At 71.0% G+C, this 15,695-nt stretch carries 13 protein-coding genes; 8 read left to right on the top strand and 5 right to left on the bottom strand.

Translation table 11 applies throughout. The features are described 5' to 3' along the window. Positions 1 to 124: 124 nt before the first annotated feature. Positions 125 to 802, top strand: a complete 678-nt coding sequence (locus ACIBAE_RS28290; protein WP_161312596.1) for a response regulator transcription factor — start codon at positions 125 to 127, stop codon at positions 800 to 802. Between the two features lie 202 nt (positions 803 to 1,004). Next, entirely contained in the window at positions 1,005 to 2,279 is a 1,275-nt protein-coding gene (locus tag ACIBAE_RS28285; RefSeq protein WP_399290806.1) for an ATP-binding protein, read from the top strand. Positions 2,280 to 2,336: 57 nt separating this feature from the next. Here ACIBAE_RS28285 and ACIBAE_RS28280 read toward each other — a convergent pair whose 3' ends face one another. Next, entirely contained in the window at positions 2,337 to 2,855 is a 519-nt protein-coding gene (locus ACIBAE_RS28280) for a GtrA family protein (RefSeq protein ID WP_399290815.1), read from the bottom strand. 152 nt (positions 2,856 to 3,007) lie between these two features. On the opposite strand from ACIBAE_RS28280, the gene ACIBAE_RS28275 reads away from it, so the two are divergent. From ACIBAE_RS28275 to ACIBAE_RS28265, 3 genes are read left to right on the top strand one after another with little or no spacing between them, the layout of a single operon-like run. Further along, positions 3,008 to 4,147: a 5-(carboxyamino)imidazole ribonucleotide synthase gene (locus ACIBAE_RS28275; protein ID WP_399290803.1), complete on the top strand. Its 1,140-nt coding sequence runs from the start codon at positions 3,008 to 3,010 to the stop codon at positions 4,145 to 4,147. Further along, positions 4,144 to 4,668 carry a 5-(carboxyamino)imidazole ribonucleotide mutase gene (gene purE / locus ACIBAE_RS28270; protein WP_399290800.1) on the top strand — a complete coding sequence of 175 codons (525 nt, stop codon included), beginning with the start codon at positions 4,144 to 4,146 and terminating at the stop codon, positions 4,666 to 4,668. The genes ACIBAE_RS28275 and purE overlap by 4 nt, the downstream gene beginning before the upstream one ends. 5 nt (positions 4,669 to 4,673) lie before the next feature. Next, positions 4,674 to 5,897 carry a dipeptidase gene (locus ACIBAE_RS28265; RefSeq protein WP_399290812.1) on the top strand — a complete coding sequence of 408 codons (1,224 nt, stop codon included), beginning with the start codon at positions 4,674 to 4,676 and terminating at the stop codon, positions 5,895 to 5,897. Between the two features lie 194 nt (positions 5,898 to 6,091). Here ACIBAE_RS28265 and ACIBAE_RS28260 read toward each other — a convergent pair whose 3' ends face one another. Beyond that, entirely contained in the window at positions 6,092 to 7,438 is a 1,347-nt protein-coding gene (locus ACIBAE_RS28260; protein ID WP_399290797.1) for a UDP-glucose dehydrogenase family protein, read from the bottom strand. Positions 7,439 to 7,649: 211 nt separating this feature from the next. Here ACIBAE_RS28260 and ACIBAE_RS28255 point away from each other — a divergent pair, with 211 nt between their 5' ends. Continuing rightward, positions 7,650 to 8,822, top strand: coding sequence for an acyl-CoA dehydrogenase family protein (locus ACIBAE_RS28255; protein WP_399290794.1), 1,173 nt, complete (start codon positions 7,650 to 7,652; stop codon positions 8,820 to 8,822). A gap of 78 nt (positions 8,823 to 8,900) precedes the next feature. On the opposite strand, the gene ACIBAE_RS28250 is transcribed toward ACIBAE_RS28255, so the two are convergent. Beyond that, positions 8,901 to 10,169 carry an LCP family protein gene (locus tag ACIBAE_RS28250; RefSeq protein ID WP_399290791.1) on the bottom strand — a complete coding sequence of 423 codons (1,269 nt, stop codon included), beginning with the start codon at positions 10,167 to 10,169 and terminating at the stop codon, positions 8,901 to 8,903. 130 nt (positions 10,170 to 10,299) lie between these two features. On the opposite strand from ACIBAE_RS28250, the gene ACIBAE_RS28245 reads away from it, so the two are divergent. Beyond that, entirely contained in the window at positions 10,300 to 10,848 is a 549-nt protein-coding gene (locus ACIBAE_RS28245) for an acyl-CoA thioesterase (protein WP_399290789.1), read from the top strand. Positions 10,849 to 10,876: 28 nt separating this feature from the next. Here ACIBAE_RS28245 and ACIBAE_RS28240 read toward each other — a convergent pair whose 3' ends face one another. Further along, positions 10,877 to 12,361 (bottom strand): LCP family protein, encoded by a 1,485-nt coding sequence (locus ACIBAE_RS28240; protein WP_399290809.1) that lies wholly within the window; start codon positions 12,359 to 12,361, stop codon positions 10,877 to 10,879. A gap of 352 nt (positions 12,362 to 12,713) precedes the next feature. Between ACIBAE_RS28240 and ACIBAE_RS28235 the strand changes: the two genes are divergently transcribed. Then, entirely contained in the window at positions 12,714 to 13,745 is a 1,032-nt protein-coding gene (locus tag ACIBAE_RS28235) for a glycosyltransferase family 2 protein (RefSeq protein WP_399290786.1), read from the top strand. Between the two features lie 148 nt (positions 13,746 to 13,893). On the opposite strand, the gene ACIBAE_RS28230 is transcribed toward ACIBAE_RS28235, so the two are convergent. Continuing rightward, entirely contained in the window at positions 13,894 to 15,693 is a 1,800-nt protein-coding gene (locus tag ACIBAE_RS28230; protein ID WP_399290783.1) for an LCP family protein, read from the bottom strand. Positions 15,694 to 15,695 lie beyond the last annotated feature (2 nt).

Genomic DNA, 15,695 nt, shown 5'->3' with positions numbered 1-15,695 from the left:
GCTCGCCGTCCGCTATCAGTCGGGACTGCACCTGGCCTCGCTCATCTTGTGGCTCCGCGACACCACCGCATGATCATTTATCAGACACGGCCTAGGGCCGCCCGGCGCGGTCTACCATCACCCCATGACCCGTGTACTGCTCGCCGAGGACGACGCTTCCATCTCGGAGCCGCTGGCCCGCGCCCTGCGACGGGAGGGTTACGAGGTCGAGGTCCGCGAAGACGGTCCGACCGCTCTGGACGCAGGACTCCAGGGCGGCGTCGATCTGGTCGTACTCGACCTGGGGCTGCCCGGGATGGACGGCCTCGAAGTCGCCCGCCGGCTGCGCGCCGAGGGCCACACCGTGCCGATCCTGGTGCTGACCGCCCGCGCCGACGAGGTCGACACCGTGGTCGGTCTGGACGCCGGCGCCGACGACTACGTGACCAAGCCCTTCCGCCTCGCCGAACTGCTCGCCCGGGTGCGGGCGCTGTTGCGGCGCGGCGCCTCCGACCCCGCCCCGGCCCCCGCCACCCACGGCGTACGGATCGACGTCGAGTCGCACCGCGCCTGGATGGGCGACGAGGAGCTCCAGCTCACCGCCAAGGAGTTCGACCTGCTGCGGGTCCTCGTCCGCGACGCGGGCCGGGTCGTCACCCGCGACCAGTTGATGCGCGAGGTCTGGGACACCACCTGGTGGTCGTCCACCAAGACGCTCGACATGCACATCTCGTGGCTGCGCAAGAAGCTCGGGGACGACGCGGCCAACCCCCGCTACATCGCCACGGTGCGAGGCGTCGGCTTCCGCTTCGAGAAGAGCTGACGCACCCGGGGCCGGGCGCGGGGGAGACTTCGCGGCGGGAGGCACCTCGGGGCGGTGCTGTTCGGAACGGCGGCCTCCGGGGCGGTGGGGCCTTCGGGGCGGTGGACCTTCGGGGCCGCCCCGGCTGCGGAGAGGTGCTGTGCGTACCTCTTAGGCTCGGAGCGGCACGCCTGTCATCGCGTCACCCCGCCCGGAGGGCACCTTGCGCCGTCGTCTGATCAACTCCACGCTCGCCGTGGTGCTCGTCGTCATCGCCGTGTTCGGGGTGTCGCTCGTCATCGTCGAGACCCGCACGATCAGCAGCAGCGCCCAGGAGAGCGTCGACTCCGAGGCGCTGCGCCTGGTGAGTATCGTCGACAGCCGCATCCTCGGCGGTGAGAACGTCACCCCGCAGGTCCTGTCCGAGCAGATCGACCCGGACCGCTACGCCCGCATCGCGCTCCCCGGCCGGCCCCCCGTCGAGATCGGCGAACGCCCCACCGGCAGCGTCATCCGGGGCACCGCCCAGGGCGAGGAGGGCGAGAACGTCACGGTCGAGGAGTCCCGCTCCGCCGTCACCCGCGAGGTCGGCCGCACCCTGCTGATCATCGGCGCGGTGGCGCTGCTCGCCGTCATCGCCGCCGTCCTGCTGGCGGTACGTCAGGCCAACAAGCTGGCCTCGCCGCTCACCGACCTCGCGGAGACCGCCGAACGCCTCGGCTCCGGCGACCCGCGCCCCCGGCACAAGCGGTACGCGGTGCCCGAGCTGGACCGGGTCGCCGACGTCCTCGACTCCAGCGCCGAGCGGATCGCCCGCATGCTCACCGCCGAGCGGCGGCTCGCGGCGGACGCCTCGCATCAGCTGCGTACGCCCCTGACCGCCCTGTCCATGCGGCTGGAGGAGATCTCCGCCACCGACGACCTGGACACGGTGAAGGAGGAGGCGATGATCGCGCTGACGCAGGTGGAGCGGCTGACCGACGTGGTGGAGCGGCTGCTCACCAACGCCCGTGATCCGCGCACCGGGTCGGCCGTCGCCTTCGACCTCGACGAGGTCGTCAAGCAGCAGCTGGAGGAGTGGCGCCCGGCCTATCGCGGCGAGGGGCGGGCCGTCGTCGCCTCGGGCCGGGCCGGGATGCGGGCCGTCGGCACCCCGGGCGCGGTCGCCCAGGTGCTCGCCGCCCTGATCGAGAATTCCCTGATGCACGGTGGCGGCACGGTCGCCCTGCGCACCCGCGTCACCGGCAACCAGGCCGTCATCGAGGTGACCGACGAGGGGCCCGGCGTCCCGGCGGACCTCGGGGCGCGGATCTTCGAGCGGACCATCAGCGGACGCAACTCCACCGGGATCGGGCTGGCCGTGGCCCGCGATCTGGCGGAGGCGGACGGCGGCCGGCTGGAGCTGCTCCAGCAGCATCCGCCGGTCTTCGCCCTCTTCCTCAGCCGGGAGGCCCGTACCCGCAAGACGCCGAAGGAGCCGGAGCGTCCGGTCCGCTGAGCCGTCGTCCCGGCGGACCTCGGGGCGCGGATCAGCTGGTCAGGCGGGCCAGTCGGGTCAGCGGGTCAGCGAGTCGCTGGACCGTTCGGCCCCGGCCCCGGCCCCGGCATCGGCCCCGCTTCCGGCGCCGGGGGTGGGCAGCGCCTTGAACACCCATGTCCGGTACGACCAGAAGCGGAACAGCGTCGCGACGCCGATGCCGACGAACTTGAACACGTTGCTCTGCAGCGGGGAGTCCCAGCCGAAGCCGTACGTCGCGGCGTAGAGCATCCCGTTCTCGATCACCAGGCCGATGGCGCTGAACAGCAGGAAGAGCGTCAGTTCCTTCGTACGGCCGCTCTTGTCGCGGTCCCGGTAGGTGAAGTAGCGGAAGCCCGCGTAGTTGAAGGCGATCGACACGACGGTGGCCAGGACACTGGCCCGCACGACGGCCAGCTCGGTGGTGTGCCGCACGACGTTGAAGACCAGCAGGTTGACCAGCAGCCCCGCGCCGCCCACCGCGCCGAACTTGGCCACCTCGTGCACGAGCCGGTCGAGCCGGTCCAGCCGCGCGCGGAGCGCGCCCCGTTCGCTCATAAGACCGCTCAGCCCCGTCCGATGGATGCACCAGTGGATGTACGAATAGATGTCACTACCAGCCATGCTATCCAGCGGCCCCGCAGGCGCCCGCGGGCCAGGCATTCGGGTCTGGATCACGTCTTCGGCGCGGCGGCGGATACCCTGGGTGCGTGACATTTCCGGTAGTCGGCATGGTCGGCGGCGGTCAGCTCGCCCGCATGACCCACGAGGCAGGCATCCCCCTCGGCCTCAAGTTCAAGCTCCTCAGTGACACACCCCAGGATTCGGCTGCCCAGGTGGTGAACGATGTCGTCATCGGCGACTATCGCGACCTGGACACGCTGCGTGACTTCGCGCGCGGCTGCGATGTGATCACGTTCGATCACGAGCATGTGCCGATCGAGCATCTGCGCGTCCTGGAAGCGGACGGTATCCCGGTCAGGCCGGGTCCGGACGCGCTGGTGCACGCCCAGGACAAGGGGGTGATGCGCGCCCGCCTGATGGAGCTGGGTGTCCCCTGCCCGCGCCACCGCATCGTGGCCGACCCGGCGGACGCCGTGGCCTTCGCCGCCGAGGTGGGCGGCTTCCCGGTCATCCTCAAGACGGTGCGCGGCGGCTACGACGGCAAGGGTGTCTGGGTCGTCCGGTCCGCCGAGGACGCCGGGCAGCCCTTCCGGGCCGGGGTCCCCGTCCTCGCCGAGGAGAAGGTCGACTTCGTACGGGAGCTGGCGGCGAACATCGTCCGCTCGCCGCACGGCCAGGCCGTGGCCTACCCCGTCGTGGAGTCGCAGCAGGTCGACGGCGTCTGCGACACGGTCATCGCGCCCGCGCCCGGTCTCTCGGAGGAGCTGTCCGGCGAGGCCCAGCAGCTCGCGCTGCGGATCGCGGCCGAGCTGGGCGTCGTCGGACACCTCGCGGTGGAGCTGTTCGAGACCCGTGACGGACGGATCCTGGTGAACGAGCTGGCGATGCGCCCGCACAACTCCGGGCACTGGACGCAGGACGGCGCGATCACCTCGCAGTTCGCCAACCACGTGCGCGCCGTGCTCGACCTGCCGCTCGGCGACCCGCGCCCGCGCGCGGCGTGGACGGTCATGGGCAATGTGCTCGGTGGCGACTACCCCGACATGTACGCCGCGTACCTGCACTGCATGGCCAGGGACCCGCAGCTCAAGATCCACATGTACGGCAAGGACGTGAAGCCCGGCCGCAAGGTGGGGCACGTCAACACCTACGGCGACGACCTGGAGGACGTGCTGGAGCGCGCCCGCCACGCCGCCGGCTACCTCCGAGGAACGATCACCGAATGACTTCCCCTGTTGTCGGCATCGTGATGGGCTCGGACTCCGACTGGCCGGTGATGGAGGCCGCCGCGAAGGCCCTCGGCGAGTTCGAAATTCCGTTCGAGGTCGGCGTCGTCTCCGCCCACCGGATGCCGCACGAGATGATCGCGTACGGCGAGGACGCGGCGGGACGCGGCCTCAAGGCCATCATCGCGGGCGCGGGCGGCGCGGCCCACCTGCCGGGCATGCTCGCCTCGGTGACCCCGCTGCCGGTGATCGGCGTCCCCGTACCGCTCAAGTACCTCGACGGCATGGACTCCCTGCTCTCCATCGTGCAGATGCCGGCCGGGGTCCCGGTCGCCACCGTCTCGGTCGGCGGCGCGCGGAACGCGGGTCTGCTCGCGGCCCGTATCCTCGCGTCCCACGACCCCGAGCTCCAGACCCGGATGCGCGAATTCCAGCAGGAGCTGAACGACCAGGCGACGGAGAAGGGCAAGCGACTGCGCGCCAAGGTCGAGGGCTCGGACAGCTTCGGATTCGGGAAGTGACGGCCGTGAGCGGTACGGGCTCCGCGGACTCCAGGGGTTTTCTCGAAGAGGCGCGTGCGCTGCTGGCCACCGCGCCCGTGGTCGACGGCCACAACGACCTGCCGTGGGCGCTGCGCGAGCACGTCCGCTACGACCTCGACCGGCTCGACATCGCCGGTGACCTGTCCGGGCAGCTGCACACGGACATCCCCCGGCTGCGGCGCGGCGGCGTCGGCGCGCAGTTCTGGTCGGTGTACGTACGGTCCGACATGGCCGGCGACGACGCGGTCAGCGCGACGCTGGAACAGATCGACGTGGTCGGCGCCCTGCTCGCCCGCTACCCGCGTGACCTGGTCCGCGCGCTCACCGCCGACGACATGGAGACCGCGCGCCGCGACGGCAGGATCGCCTCGCTGATGGGCGCCGAGGGCGGCCACTCCATCAACAACTCCCTCGCCACACTGCGGGCCCTGCACACCCTGGGCGTCCGCTACATGACGCTCACCCACAACGACAACATCGCGTGGGCGGACTCGGCGACGGACGCCCCGGGCGTGGGCGGGCTCTCGGCCTTCGGCCGCGAGGTGGTCCGCGAGATGAACCGGACCGGCATGCTGGTCGACCTCTCGCACGTGGCCGCCACGACGATGCGTGACGCGCTCGCCGTGACCGGGGCGCCGGTGATCTTCTCGCACTCCTCGGCCCGGGCGATCTGCGACCACCCGCGCAACATCCCGGACGACGTGCTGGCGCTGCTGCCGGCCAACGGGGGCGTGGCGATGGCCACGTTCGTACCGAAGTTCATCCTCCCGGCGGCGGTGGCCTGGACCCAGGCGGCGGACGAGAACATGCGGGCGCGCGGCCTGCACGCACTCGACACCACCACCGAGGCGATGAAGATCCACGAGGCGTTCGAGGCGGCCCACCCCCGCCCGGCCGCCACGGCCGCCACGGTCGCCGACCACCTCGACCACATGCGCGAGGTCGCCGGCATCGACCACATCGGCATCGGCGGCGACTTCGACGGCACGGCGTTCACGCCCACGGGCCTGGAGGACGTCGCGGGCTACCCGAACCTGATCGCGGAACTCCTCTCCCGCGGCTGGTCCACGGCGGACGTCTCCAAGCTGACGTGGCACAACGCGGTCCGCGTGCTGCGCGCGGCGGAAGACGTGGCCCGCGCGGCCCAGGCCGAGCGCGGCCCGTCACTGGCGACGATCGAGGAGCTGGACGGCGGCGCGGCGAGCTGACGGCGCGTGTGAGGGTGCCCGTGCGAGGGCGCCCGTGTCAGGGTGCCCGTGTCAGGGCGTACGGCCGAGGGGGTACGGGACAGTGAGTCGTCCCGTACCCCCCCCGGCCGTTCGCGATACCGGCACGACGGCCGTCACGCCCCGCGAGCCGTACCGGCAGCGAACCGTGCCCCAGCAGCCGCGCCCGAGAGGCGTCAGGCGCGCGGGCGGCCCATCGCGCGGTACGTCCAGCCCGCCCCGCGCCACAGCTCCGGGTCCAGGGCGTTGCGGCCGTCCAGGATCAGTCGGCGCGACACCGCCTCACCCAGCAGCGCCGGGTCCAGCTCGCGGAACTCGTGCCACTCCGTGAGGTGCAGTACGACGTCGGCGCCGCGCACCGCGTCCAGCGCGGAGTCCGCGTAGCCCAGCGTCGGGAAGAGCCGCTTCGCGTTCTCCATGCCCTTGGGGTCGTACACCGTGACCTGGCCGCCCTGAAGGTGGATCTGGCCGGCGACGTTGAGCGCGGGGGAGTCCCGTACGTCGTCGGAGTCGGGCTTGAACGTCGCGCCGAGGACCGCGACCCGCTTGCCGAGGAACGACGAGTCGCCGCCCACGGCCTCGCGCGCCAGCTCCACCATGTGGCCACGGCGGCGCATGTTGATCGAGTCGACCTCGCGCAGGAACGTCAGCGCCTGGTCCGCGCCCAGTTCACCGGCGCGGGCCATGAACGCCCGGATGTCCTTCGGCAGACAGCCGCCACCGAAGCCGATCCCCGCGCGCAGGAACTTCTTCCCGATCCGCTCGTCGTGCCCGAGCGCCTCCGCCAGCTTCTGCACGTCGCCGCCGGCCGCCTCGCAGACCTCCGCCATCGCGTTGATGAACGAGATCTTCGTGGCCAGGAAGGAGTTGGCGGAGGTCTTCACCAGCTCGGCGGTCGGGAAGTCCGTCACGACGAAGGGCGAGCCCTCGCCGATGGGCGTCGCGTACACCTCGCGCAGCAGCCGCTCGGCGTGCTCGCTGCGCACGCCCACGACGACACGGTCCGGGTGCAGCGTGTCCTGCACGGCGAAGCCCTCGCGCAGGAACTCCGGGTTCCACGCCAGCTCCACGTCGGCGCCGGCCGGGGCCAGTTCGGTGATGCGGGCCGCGAGCCGCTCCGCGCTGCCCACCGGCACCGTGGACTTGCCGACGACCAGCGCGGGCTTGCCCAGGTGCTTGGCGAGGCTCTCGACGGCGGAGTCGACGTACGACATGTCGCAGGCGTACTCGCCGTGCTTCTGGGGGGTGTTCACACAGATGAAGTGCACATCGCCGAACTCCGCGATCTCCGCCCAGTCCATCGTGAACCGCAGCCGCCCGGTCGATCCCTCGATACCGGCCACGTGCTTGCGCAGCAGTTCCTCAAGTCCGGGCTCGTACATCGGGACCCGCCCCGCCGACAGCATCTCGATCTTCTCCGGGACCACATCGAGGCCGAGGACCTCGAAGCCGAGCTCCGCCATGGCCGCGGCGTGGGTGGCGCCGAGGTAGCCGGTGCCGACCACGGTGATCTTGAGGGCCATGAGGTGCTCCAAGGAGATACGGGCGGGACAACGCTGCCCGAGCATATCCGCGCGCCGTCGCGGCCCGGCGGGGGCACTTGCCTATCGGCGGACCGCCACCGCCCGGTCGCCGGCGGGCCGGTTGTAGGGAAGCTCACCTATCCCTACGGCGGCGCCGACCCCTAAAATCGTGTTACTTAACGGTAGTTAGCATCCTGGGGAGTGAGAGACCGTGGCCGGATCGGCTGATTTCGACCTGTACCGCCCGTCGGAGGAGCACGACATGCTCCGCGAGGCCGTACGCGCGCTCGCCGAGGCGAAGATCGCGCCGTTCGCGGCGGCGGTCGACGAAGAGGCCCGCTTCCCGCAGGAGGCCCTGGACGCCCTGGTCGCCTCCGACCTGCACGCGGTCCACGTCCCCGAGGAGTACGGCGGCGCGGGCGCCGACGCCCTCGCCACCGTGATCGTCATCGAAGAGGTGGCGCGGGTCTGCGCCTCCTCCTCCCTGATCCCGGCGGTGAACAAGCTCGGCTCGCTGCCGGTGATCCTCTCCGGCTCCGCCGACCTGAAGCGGAAGTACCTGGGCCCGCTCGCCAAGGGCGACGCGATGTTCTCGTACTGCCTCTCCGAACCGGACGCGGGCTCCGACGCGGGCGGCATGAAGACCAAGGCGGTACGGGACGGCGACCACTACGTCCTCAACGGCGTGAAGCGCTGGATCACCAACGCCGGCGTCTCCGACTACTACACGGTCATGGCGGTCACCGACCCCGACCGGCGCACCAAGGGCATCAGCGCGTTCGTCGTCGAGAAGTCGGACCCCGGCGTCTCCTTCGGCGCCCCGGAGAAGAAGCTCGGCATCAAGGGCTCCCCGACCCGTGAGGTCTACCTCGACAACGTCCGGATCCCCGCCGACCGCCTGATCGGCGCGGAGGGCACGGGCTTCGCCACCGCGATGAAGACCCTCGACCACACCCGCGTCACGATCGCGGCCCAGGCCCTCGGCATCGCCCAGGGCGCGCTCGACTACGCCAAGGGCTACGTCCAGGAACGCAAGCAGTTCGGCAAGCCGATCGCCGACTTCCAGGGCGTCCAGTTCATGCTCGCCGACATGGCCATGAAGCTGGAGGCGGCCCGCCAGCTCACCTACGCGGCGGCCGCCAGGTCGGAACGCGTCTCGCAGGGCAGCGCCAAGGAGGACCTGACCTTCTTCGGCGCGGCGGCGAAGTGCTTCGCCTCGGACGCCGCCATGGAGATCACCACGGACGCGGTGCAGCTGCTCGGCGGCTACGGCTACACACGTGACTACCCGATGGAACGCATGATGCGCGACGCGAAGATCACGCAGATATACGAGGGCACGAACCAGATCCAGCGCATCGTGATGGCGAGGAACATCCCGTAACGGCGGGTCCGATCCGTCCGGGTACGAGGAGGGGGGCACTCCGGCGGAGTGCCCCCCTCAGGCCTGCCCGGAACGCTGCTAGTCGCCGGAGACCGTGACCTTCTCGTCGTTGTTCAGCTGCCCCACCAGCTCCTTGACCTTGGCCTTGTCCCAGACGAGGTTGCCGCCCACGCTGCCTGAGATCGGCATGTTCATGGAGGTGCCCTCGCCGCCCGTGACGCCCTTCATCGCGAAGAACATCTGGCTCAGGGACCACAGGGACATGTCCTTGTCCACGATCAGCGTGTCCAGGCCCGAGCCCAGTGTCGGGTAGAGCTTGAAGGGGTTGAGGATCGTGCCCGGCGTCGCGGTCTGGGAGGCCAGCGCGGCCAGGAACTTCTGCTGGTTCTTCGTACGGTCCAGGTCGCTGCGGGCGAACGCGTACCGCGTCCGGACGAAGGCCAGGGACTGCTCGCCGTCGAGGGTCTGCTTGCCCGCCTGGAAGTCGGCGCCGGACTTCTTGTCCTTGAACGCCTTCGGGATGTCGATCTCCACCCCACCGATCGCGTCCACGATGCCGGCGAAGCCGGCGAAGCCGATCTCGACGTAGTGGTCGATGCGCAGACCGGTGTTGAACTCGACCGTACGGACGAGCAGTTCGGGGCCGTCCTCCGCGTACGCCGCGTTCAGCTTCGTCTGGCGGCCCGTGCTCGGGAAGAGCTTGCCCGACTCCGAGCCGCGGAACGACGGGATCGTCACGTTGGAGTCGCGCGGCAGCGAGACCAGCGTCGGACCGCTGGACCCGTCGTGCAGGATCATCATCGAGTCCGTGCGCTTGCCCTCGGCCGAACCCGTGTGGAGCGCCTTCTTCTCCTCGGCGGACATGCCCTCGCGGCTGTCCGAGCCGACGATCAGATAGTTGGTGCCGTCGCCGGCCTTCGGGCGTTCGATGACCTTGGCGAGGTCGACATCGCGCCGGAGCTTGGAGTCGGCCCAGAAGTACGTACTGATGGAGACACCGAGGACCACGACGACCAGCACCAGCGCGCCGATCTTGATACGGCGGCGCCAGTCCGGGGCGTGCCGGGGCACGGGGGCGCCGCCCGGCGGGAACGGGGGCGGGGGTCCGCCGGCGTGGCCGCCGCCCCCGGCCGGGCTGCCGTAGACCTGGCCCGTGTTGTACCCGCTGTCGTACCCCTGGCCGTATCCCTCGTCGTACCCGCCCGACTGCTGCGGAGGGACGCCGGGCCGGGGCCGTACGTGCGGCATCGCGCGCGCGCCCTCGGGCTGCGCGCCCGCGCTGCCGCGCCCGTGGCGGTCACCGCGCTCGCGGCCGTCGCCGTTCCACTGATCGGGCCAATCATTCATGCGGACCAGTGTGCCGGGGAGGGGGGTGCGGCTGACAGAGCGGGTGGGGAATCGGACCGGGGCTGTTGCGAATCTGATGCAATGCGGACCCGGAGCGGATCATTCCGGACCCCCGCATAGGGTGGAGGGCATGACAGATCAGGCCCGGCATCCGGAAAATGACATTCCGGGCAAGCCCACCTCCGCCTCCCGGACCACGCTCAGCCACATCATGACCGGCAGCGACACCAACCTCCTCGGTACGGTGCACGGTGGCGTGATCATGAAGCTGGTCGACGACGCGGCCGGCGCGGTCGCGGGCCGGCACTCCGGTGGGCCCGCCGTCACCGCGTCCATGGACGAGATGGTCTTCCTGGAGCCGGTACGGGTCGGCGACCTGGTCCATGTGAAGGCACAGGTGAACTGGACGGGCCGGTCCTCGATGGAGGTCGGCGTGCGGGTGCTGGCCGAGCGCTGGAACGAGTCGACCCCGGCGACCCAGGTCGGCAGCGCGTACCTGGTCTTCGCGGCCGTGGACGCGGAGGGCAGGCCGCGCGCCGTACCGCACGTGATCCCGGAGACGGAGCGCGACAAGCGGCGCTACCAGGAGGCCCAGATCCGCCGTACGCACCGGCTCGCCCGGCGCCGCGCGATCAAGGAACTGCGGGAGAAGCGCGCGGCCGACGGCATCCAGGACTAGAACCGCCGACGGCATCCAGGATCAGAACCTACGGGCAGACCACCTGGTCGCCGGTCACCGTCGCGAACTGCCCCTGGGGCGGCTCCTCGGCCCGTACCGGCGACACCGCCTTGTAGTCCCGGCCCGCCACCACCTTGAGCGTCGCACCCTGCAGCTTCACCGCGCGCAGCTCGCTGCCGGGGAGTGCGGCCGCCAGGGATTTCGCCGAGCGGTCCCAGCGCGGGTCGTACATCACGACCGTGCGCCGCAGATCGCGGCCGGATGAGGTGAGCGGCGTGCCGGTCGTGTCGAAGCCGGTGGCGCGCAGCGCGTCGTCGACCCGCTTGCCGAGACCGTCCGTACGGGTCCCGTTCACGACCTGCACCCGGATCGTCCGCGGCCGCACGTCGACCAGCAGGGCGTTCTTCAGCTGTTCCGGCCGCGTCTGCGGCTGCGTCCGGGGCGCCGGTTGCTTCCGCGCGTCGGGCCCGGGTCCGGGCCGGGCTCCGGTGCCGGGCCCCGAACCCGGCCCCTTCCCCGGCGCCGCCTGCGGCGTGCTCGGCGGTGTCAGCGGCCTGTCCTCGCGCAGCGCCTGGAACAGCCTCTTCGACTTCACCGGGTCCCACTTCACCGTGGAGCCGAGGCCCTTGACCGCGACCGCGGCGCCGAGGAGCGGCACGGACGTGAACTCCGACGAGGAGGGGGAGAAGCCGCGCATCGCCTCGTTCATGGCGATCAACTGCTCCGCGCCGAAGCCCTTGTCGGCCCGGACCGAGCCGAGCATCGTCGAGGTGATCTTCCGGAACTTCACCGGGTTCAGCAGGACGCCGCTGCTGGTCGCCTGATGGATCAGGGCCGCCACGAACCGCTGCTGCCGCTGCATCCTGCCGAGGTCGGCCGCGCTGTCGATGTGCCGGGACCGTACGTACTGGAGGGCCTGGCCACCGTTCAGCTTGTGCGTGCCGGGCGTCAGGTCGAGTCCGCTGTACGAGTCCTTCAGCGGCCGGGGCGTACAGATCCGTACCCCGCCCAGCGCGTCCACCGTCTTCATGAAGCTGGTGAAGTCGACCTCCAGATAATGGCTGATCTTCACGCCGGTCATCTGCTCCACGGTCCGGACCGTCAGGCGGGGCCCGCCCTCCGCGTACGCCGCGTTGATCTTCACGGCGTGGGCCTTGTGGTGCTCGCCGGTGGTCGTGTCGGTGTGCTCCGGCAGCCGCGCGTAACTGTCGCGCGGCAGGCTCACGACACTGGCGCGCTTCCCGTCCTTCGACAGGTGGACGAGCATGATCGTGTCGGTGCAGTGGCAGGGCGCGCCACCGAGCCGGTACTTCCGCCGCTCCGCCTTCGTGATCTTGTCGCGGCCGTCGGTGCCGACGAGCAGGAGATTCAGGCCGTGGCCCGCGCCGGGGCGGTTCTTCATGTCCTTGAACGGATCGACCCGGCCGATCCCCGTGTCGAGGCTGGTGACCACCGCGTGGCCGATCCCGCCGGCGCCCAGGACCATGACGGAGAGGGTCGTCGCCGCCCGCATACCCCAGCGCGGCCGCCCGCCCGGCCGCCGGCCCCTGCCCGGCCGGGCTCCTCGCCCGCCCGCCCGGGGAGTACGGGAGGAGCGGGCGGACGGGCGACCGGAGAGATCGCGGGAGGAGTCGTGGGAGGAGCGGGGTGGCGTGGGCACGGGGGAACACCTCCGCGGTGGGGATCGGGAGCACGGTGGGCCCATACGATCAGCGCCACCGGCCGGCAACAGGGCGGCGCGCGTCGCTGTCCCCCGTTCGCGGTAACGTGGCGGCCAAACCGCCAGCTCCCGAAGGCCGGCCATGGCCCGTGCGCGACCCTGGCCGAGGCCGGTCGCCGGGCCTCGAAGGATCCCGAAGGACTACATGCCTGCCCTGCCGCCCGCGGTCTCCGTGATCATGCCGGTGCTCAACGAGGAACGCCATCTGAGGAACTCCGTCCGGCACATCCTGGAGCAGGAGTACGACGGTGAGATGGAGGTGGTGATCGCGCTCGGACCGTCCACGGACCGGACCGACGAGATCGCCGCGCAGCTCGTACGGGAGACGGCGGACCAGCGCGCCCGCGTCCACACCGTCCCCAACCCGACCGGCCGCACCCCGGCCGCGCTGAACGCCGCGATCAAGGCGTCGAAGCACCCCGTCGTGGTGCGGGTCGACGGCCACGGGATGCTCTCGCCGAACTACATCGCCACCGCCGTCAGGCTGCTGGAGGAGACCGGCGCGCACAACGTCGGTGGCATCATGCACGCCGAGGGCGAGAACGACTGGGAGCACGCGGTCGCCGCCGCCATGACCTCGAAGATCGGCGTCGGGAACGCGGCCTTCCACACCGGAGGCCAGGCCGGCCCGGCCGAAACCGTGTATCTGGGTGTCTTCCGGCGCGAGGCGCTGGAACGGCTGGACGGCTACAACGAGGAGTTCATCCGCGCCCAGGACTGGGAGCTGAACTTCCGTATCCGCGAGTCCGGCGGTGAGATCTGGTTCTCCCCGGAGCTACGGGTGCAGTACCGGCCCCGGCCCTCCGTCCGGGCGCTCGCCAAGCAGTACAAGGACTACGGCCGCTGGCGGCATGTCGTCGCCCGCTACCACTCCGGCTCGATCAACCTCCGCTACCTCGCCCCGCCGACGGCCGTGTGCGCGATAGCCGCGGGCATCGTGGTCGGCGCGGTGCTCACGCCCTGGGGCCTGATCGTTCCGGCCGGCTACCTCGCGGCGATCGCCGCGGGCTCGGTCCCGGCGGGCAGGGGACTGCCGCTCAAGGCCCGGGCCCAGATCCCGGTGGCCCTGGCGACCATGCACATGTCGTGGGGATACGGCTTCCTCACGAGCCCCCGCTCGCTCGCGAAGCGGGTCATCGAGAGCCGCCGCCCGGCGGCACGGCCGGTCGAGGCGTAACCCGTACCGCCGGAGAAAACCGTACCGCCGGAGAGAACCGTACCGCCGGAGAAGTCGTACGGCGGCCCCACGCGGCGCGGGACAGAGCGAGCGCCGCCCGGTGGATCACCGGGCGGCGCTCGCGTCGCCGGGGCTTTCGCCACGCACCCTAGAAGCGGTACGGCTTGTACACGTCCATGCAGGCGTTCTTCTCCGAGCCGTTGATGGCGTCCGCCGTGTCCGGGATGCCACCCGCCTCGGGCCTGGCCTCCTTCGGATAGGCCGAGCCGCTGCGCCAGTCGGCGCCCACGACGACCGTCACGCCCGAGACATCCGTGGAGATCTTCACCGAACCGGCCGGGATGCCGAGCGCCTTCGCCACCGCCAGCGCGTCCCCCTCCAGATCGGCGCTGGGGAAGCTGACCGTCGTCTTCTCCTGCCGGCTCGGCTCGGAGTCGGACTTGGCCAGCGTGAACCCCTTGCCGTTCAGCAGCTTCGCGATGTCACCGGCGCGGCCCGGTACCGGACTCTGCGCCCCCCCGGTGCCGTTGCGCACGATCACGCCGGTGTCGGCCGGGTCCGCCGCCGGGTCCTTGGAGAGGGTCTCGGCCGGCTTCTCGGCGGTCTCGCCGGTGTCGGCCTCGCCGCCGTTGCGGTCGAAGGCCACGTCCTGACGCAGCATCGTCCACAGCTTGGCCGCGTCCGCCTCGCGCGGGACCAGGTGATTCGCGTTCCGCGGGTCCGTCAGCCAGGGCATCGTCGTCATCGTGATGCGGTTCGACGGCACGCTCTTGAGCTGCATCGACAGGTCGTACAGCTGCTTGACCGTGCCGATCTCCTCGGAGACCTCCAGCGACTTGGTGGCGGCCTCCGCGAGCGTGGTCAGCCGTACCGTGTCGGTGAAGACGTTCTGCGACTGAAGCTCGCGGATCATCGCGTTCATGTACATGTGCTGGGCCTTGGCCCGGCCGAGGTCGCTCACGAAGGCGTGCCGCGTTCGCAGCCACTGGAGCGCCTGCTTGCCCTTGATCTGATGCGGGCCCGCCGTCAGCTTGAGACCCGAGCCTCCCGGGACGCCGGGCAGCGGCCGGTCCCAGATGTTGTCCTTGACGCAGACCTCGACGCCACCGATCGCGTCGGCCATCTTCACCACACCGGAGAAGTCGATCGTCATCCAGTGGTCGATGTAGACACCGGTCAGGTTCTCCCAGGTGCTGAGGGTGCAGCCGGGGCCGCCGCGCGCCAGTGTCTCGTTGATGATCGTGTTGGTCTTCGGGTAGATCTTGCCGGTCTTCGCGTCCTTGCACTCGGGGATGTCCACCCGGGTGTCGCGCGGGATGCTCACGACCGAGGCGTTCTTCCGGTCGGCGGAGACGTGGACCAGCATCTGCACGTCCGCGAGCGGTGGGTTGCCGATGCTGTCCCGGCTGCCGCCGAGTGCGACGTTCTCCGCCTTGTTGCGGCTGTCGGAGCCGATCAGCAGGATGTTCAGCGGGGTCTGGCCCACCGCGTTGGCGGCCGGTTTCGTCAGGCCGTCGGTGCCGTTGGCGCGCTCGCCGCTGCGGATGTTGCCGTTGAGGTGCCGGTAGTACAGATAACCGGCGCCGGCCGTCACGAGTATCAGCAGGGAGAGAACCGCGGCGGCCCAGCGAAGTATTCGCCATCTTCGGCGTCTCGCACGCGACTGCCGGCCGTCGCCGCCTTCGCCGCTCTCCGGGGCGGCGTCCGTGCCGCCCGCGCCGTCACCGGCACCCTCCGGCCGCGTCGGATCCCCGGCACCGGCGGCCGTGTCCTCGCCGCCGCCGCTACCGCCGCCGCTTCCACCACTACCGCCGCCGTTGCCTTCACGGTCGCCGTCGCCGTCGCCGTCGTACAGGCTGTCGTCCCAGCCCAGCTCGCGGGCGTGCGGGACGCCTTCCCGCGTCCCGTCCCGCTGCACGCTGCCCTGCCCCACCCGGATTCCCCTCATCA

The sequence above is a fragment of the Streptomyces sp. NPDC051569 genome, assembly GCF_044454085.1.
Classification (GTDB): domain Bacteria; phylum Actinomycetota; class Actinomycetes; order Streptomycetales; family Streptomycetaceae; genus Streptomyces.
Note: the sequence above shows the minus strand (reverse complement) of the source record. Positions and strands in the feature narration are given on the sequence as shown.

Bases quoted from the DNA above. Each gene is read 5' to 3' on its own strand.
- ACIBAE_RS28280 (WP_399290815.1), bottom strand. From the start codon at position 2,855: ATGAGCGAACGGGGCGCGCTCCGCGCGCGGCTGGACCGGCTCGACCGG.
- ACIBAE_RS28235 (WP_399290786.1), top strand. From the start codon at position 12,714: ATGCCTGCCCTGCCGCCCGCGGTCTCCGTGATCATGCCGGTGCTCAAC.
- ACIBAE_RS28240 (WP_399290809.1), bottom strand. From the start codon at position 12,361: ATGCGGGCGGCGACGACCCTCTCCGTCATGGTCCTGGGCGCCGGCGGG.
- purE (WP_399290800.1), top strand. From the start codon at position 4,144: ATGACTTCCCCTGTTGTCGGCATCGTGATGGGCTCGGACTCCGACTGG.
- ACIBAE_RS28250 (WP_399290791.1), bottom strand. From the start codon at position 10,169: ATGAATGATTGGCCCGATCAGTGGAACGGCGACGGCCGCGAGCGCGGT.
- ACIBAE_RS28245 (WP_399290789.1), top strand. From the start codon at position 10,300: ATGACAGATCAGGCCCGGCATCCGGAAAATGACATTCCGGGCAAGCCC.
- ACIBAE_RS28290 (WP_161312596.1), top strand. From the start codon at position 125: ATGACCCGTGTACTGCTCGCCGAGGACGACGCTTCCATCTCGGAGCCG.
- ACIBAE_RS28230 (WP_399290783.1), bottom strand. From the start codon at position 15,693: ATGAGGGGAATCCGGGTGGGGCAGGGCAGCGTGCAGCGGGACGGGACG.
- ACIBAE_RS28260 (WP_399290797.1), bottom strand. From the start codon at position 7,438: ATGGCCCTCAAGATCACCGTGGTCGGCACCGGCTACCTCGGCGCCACC.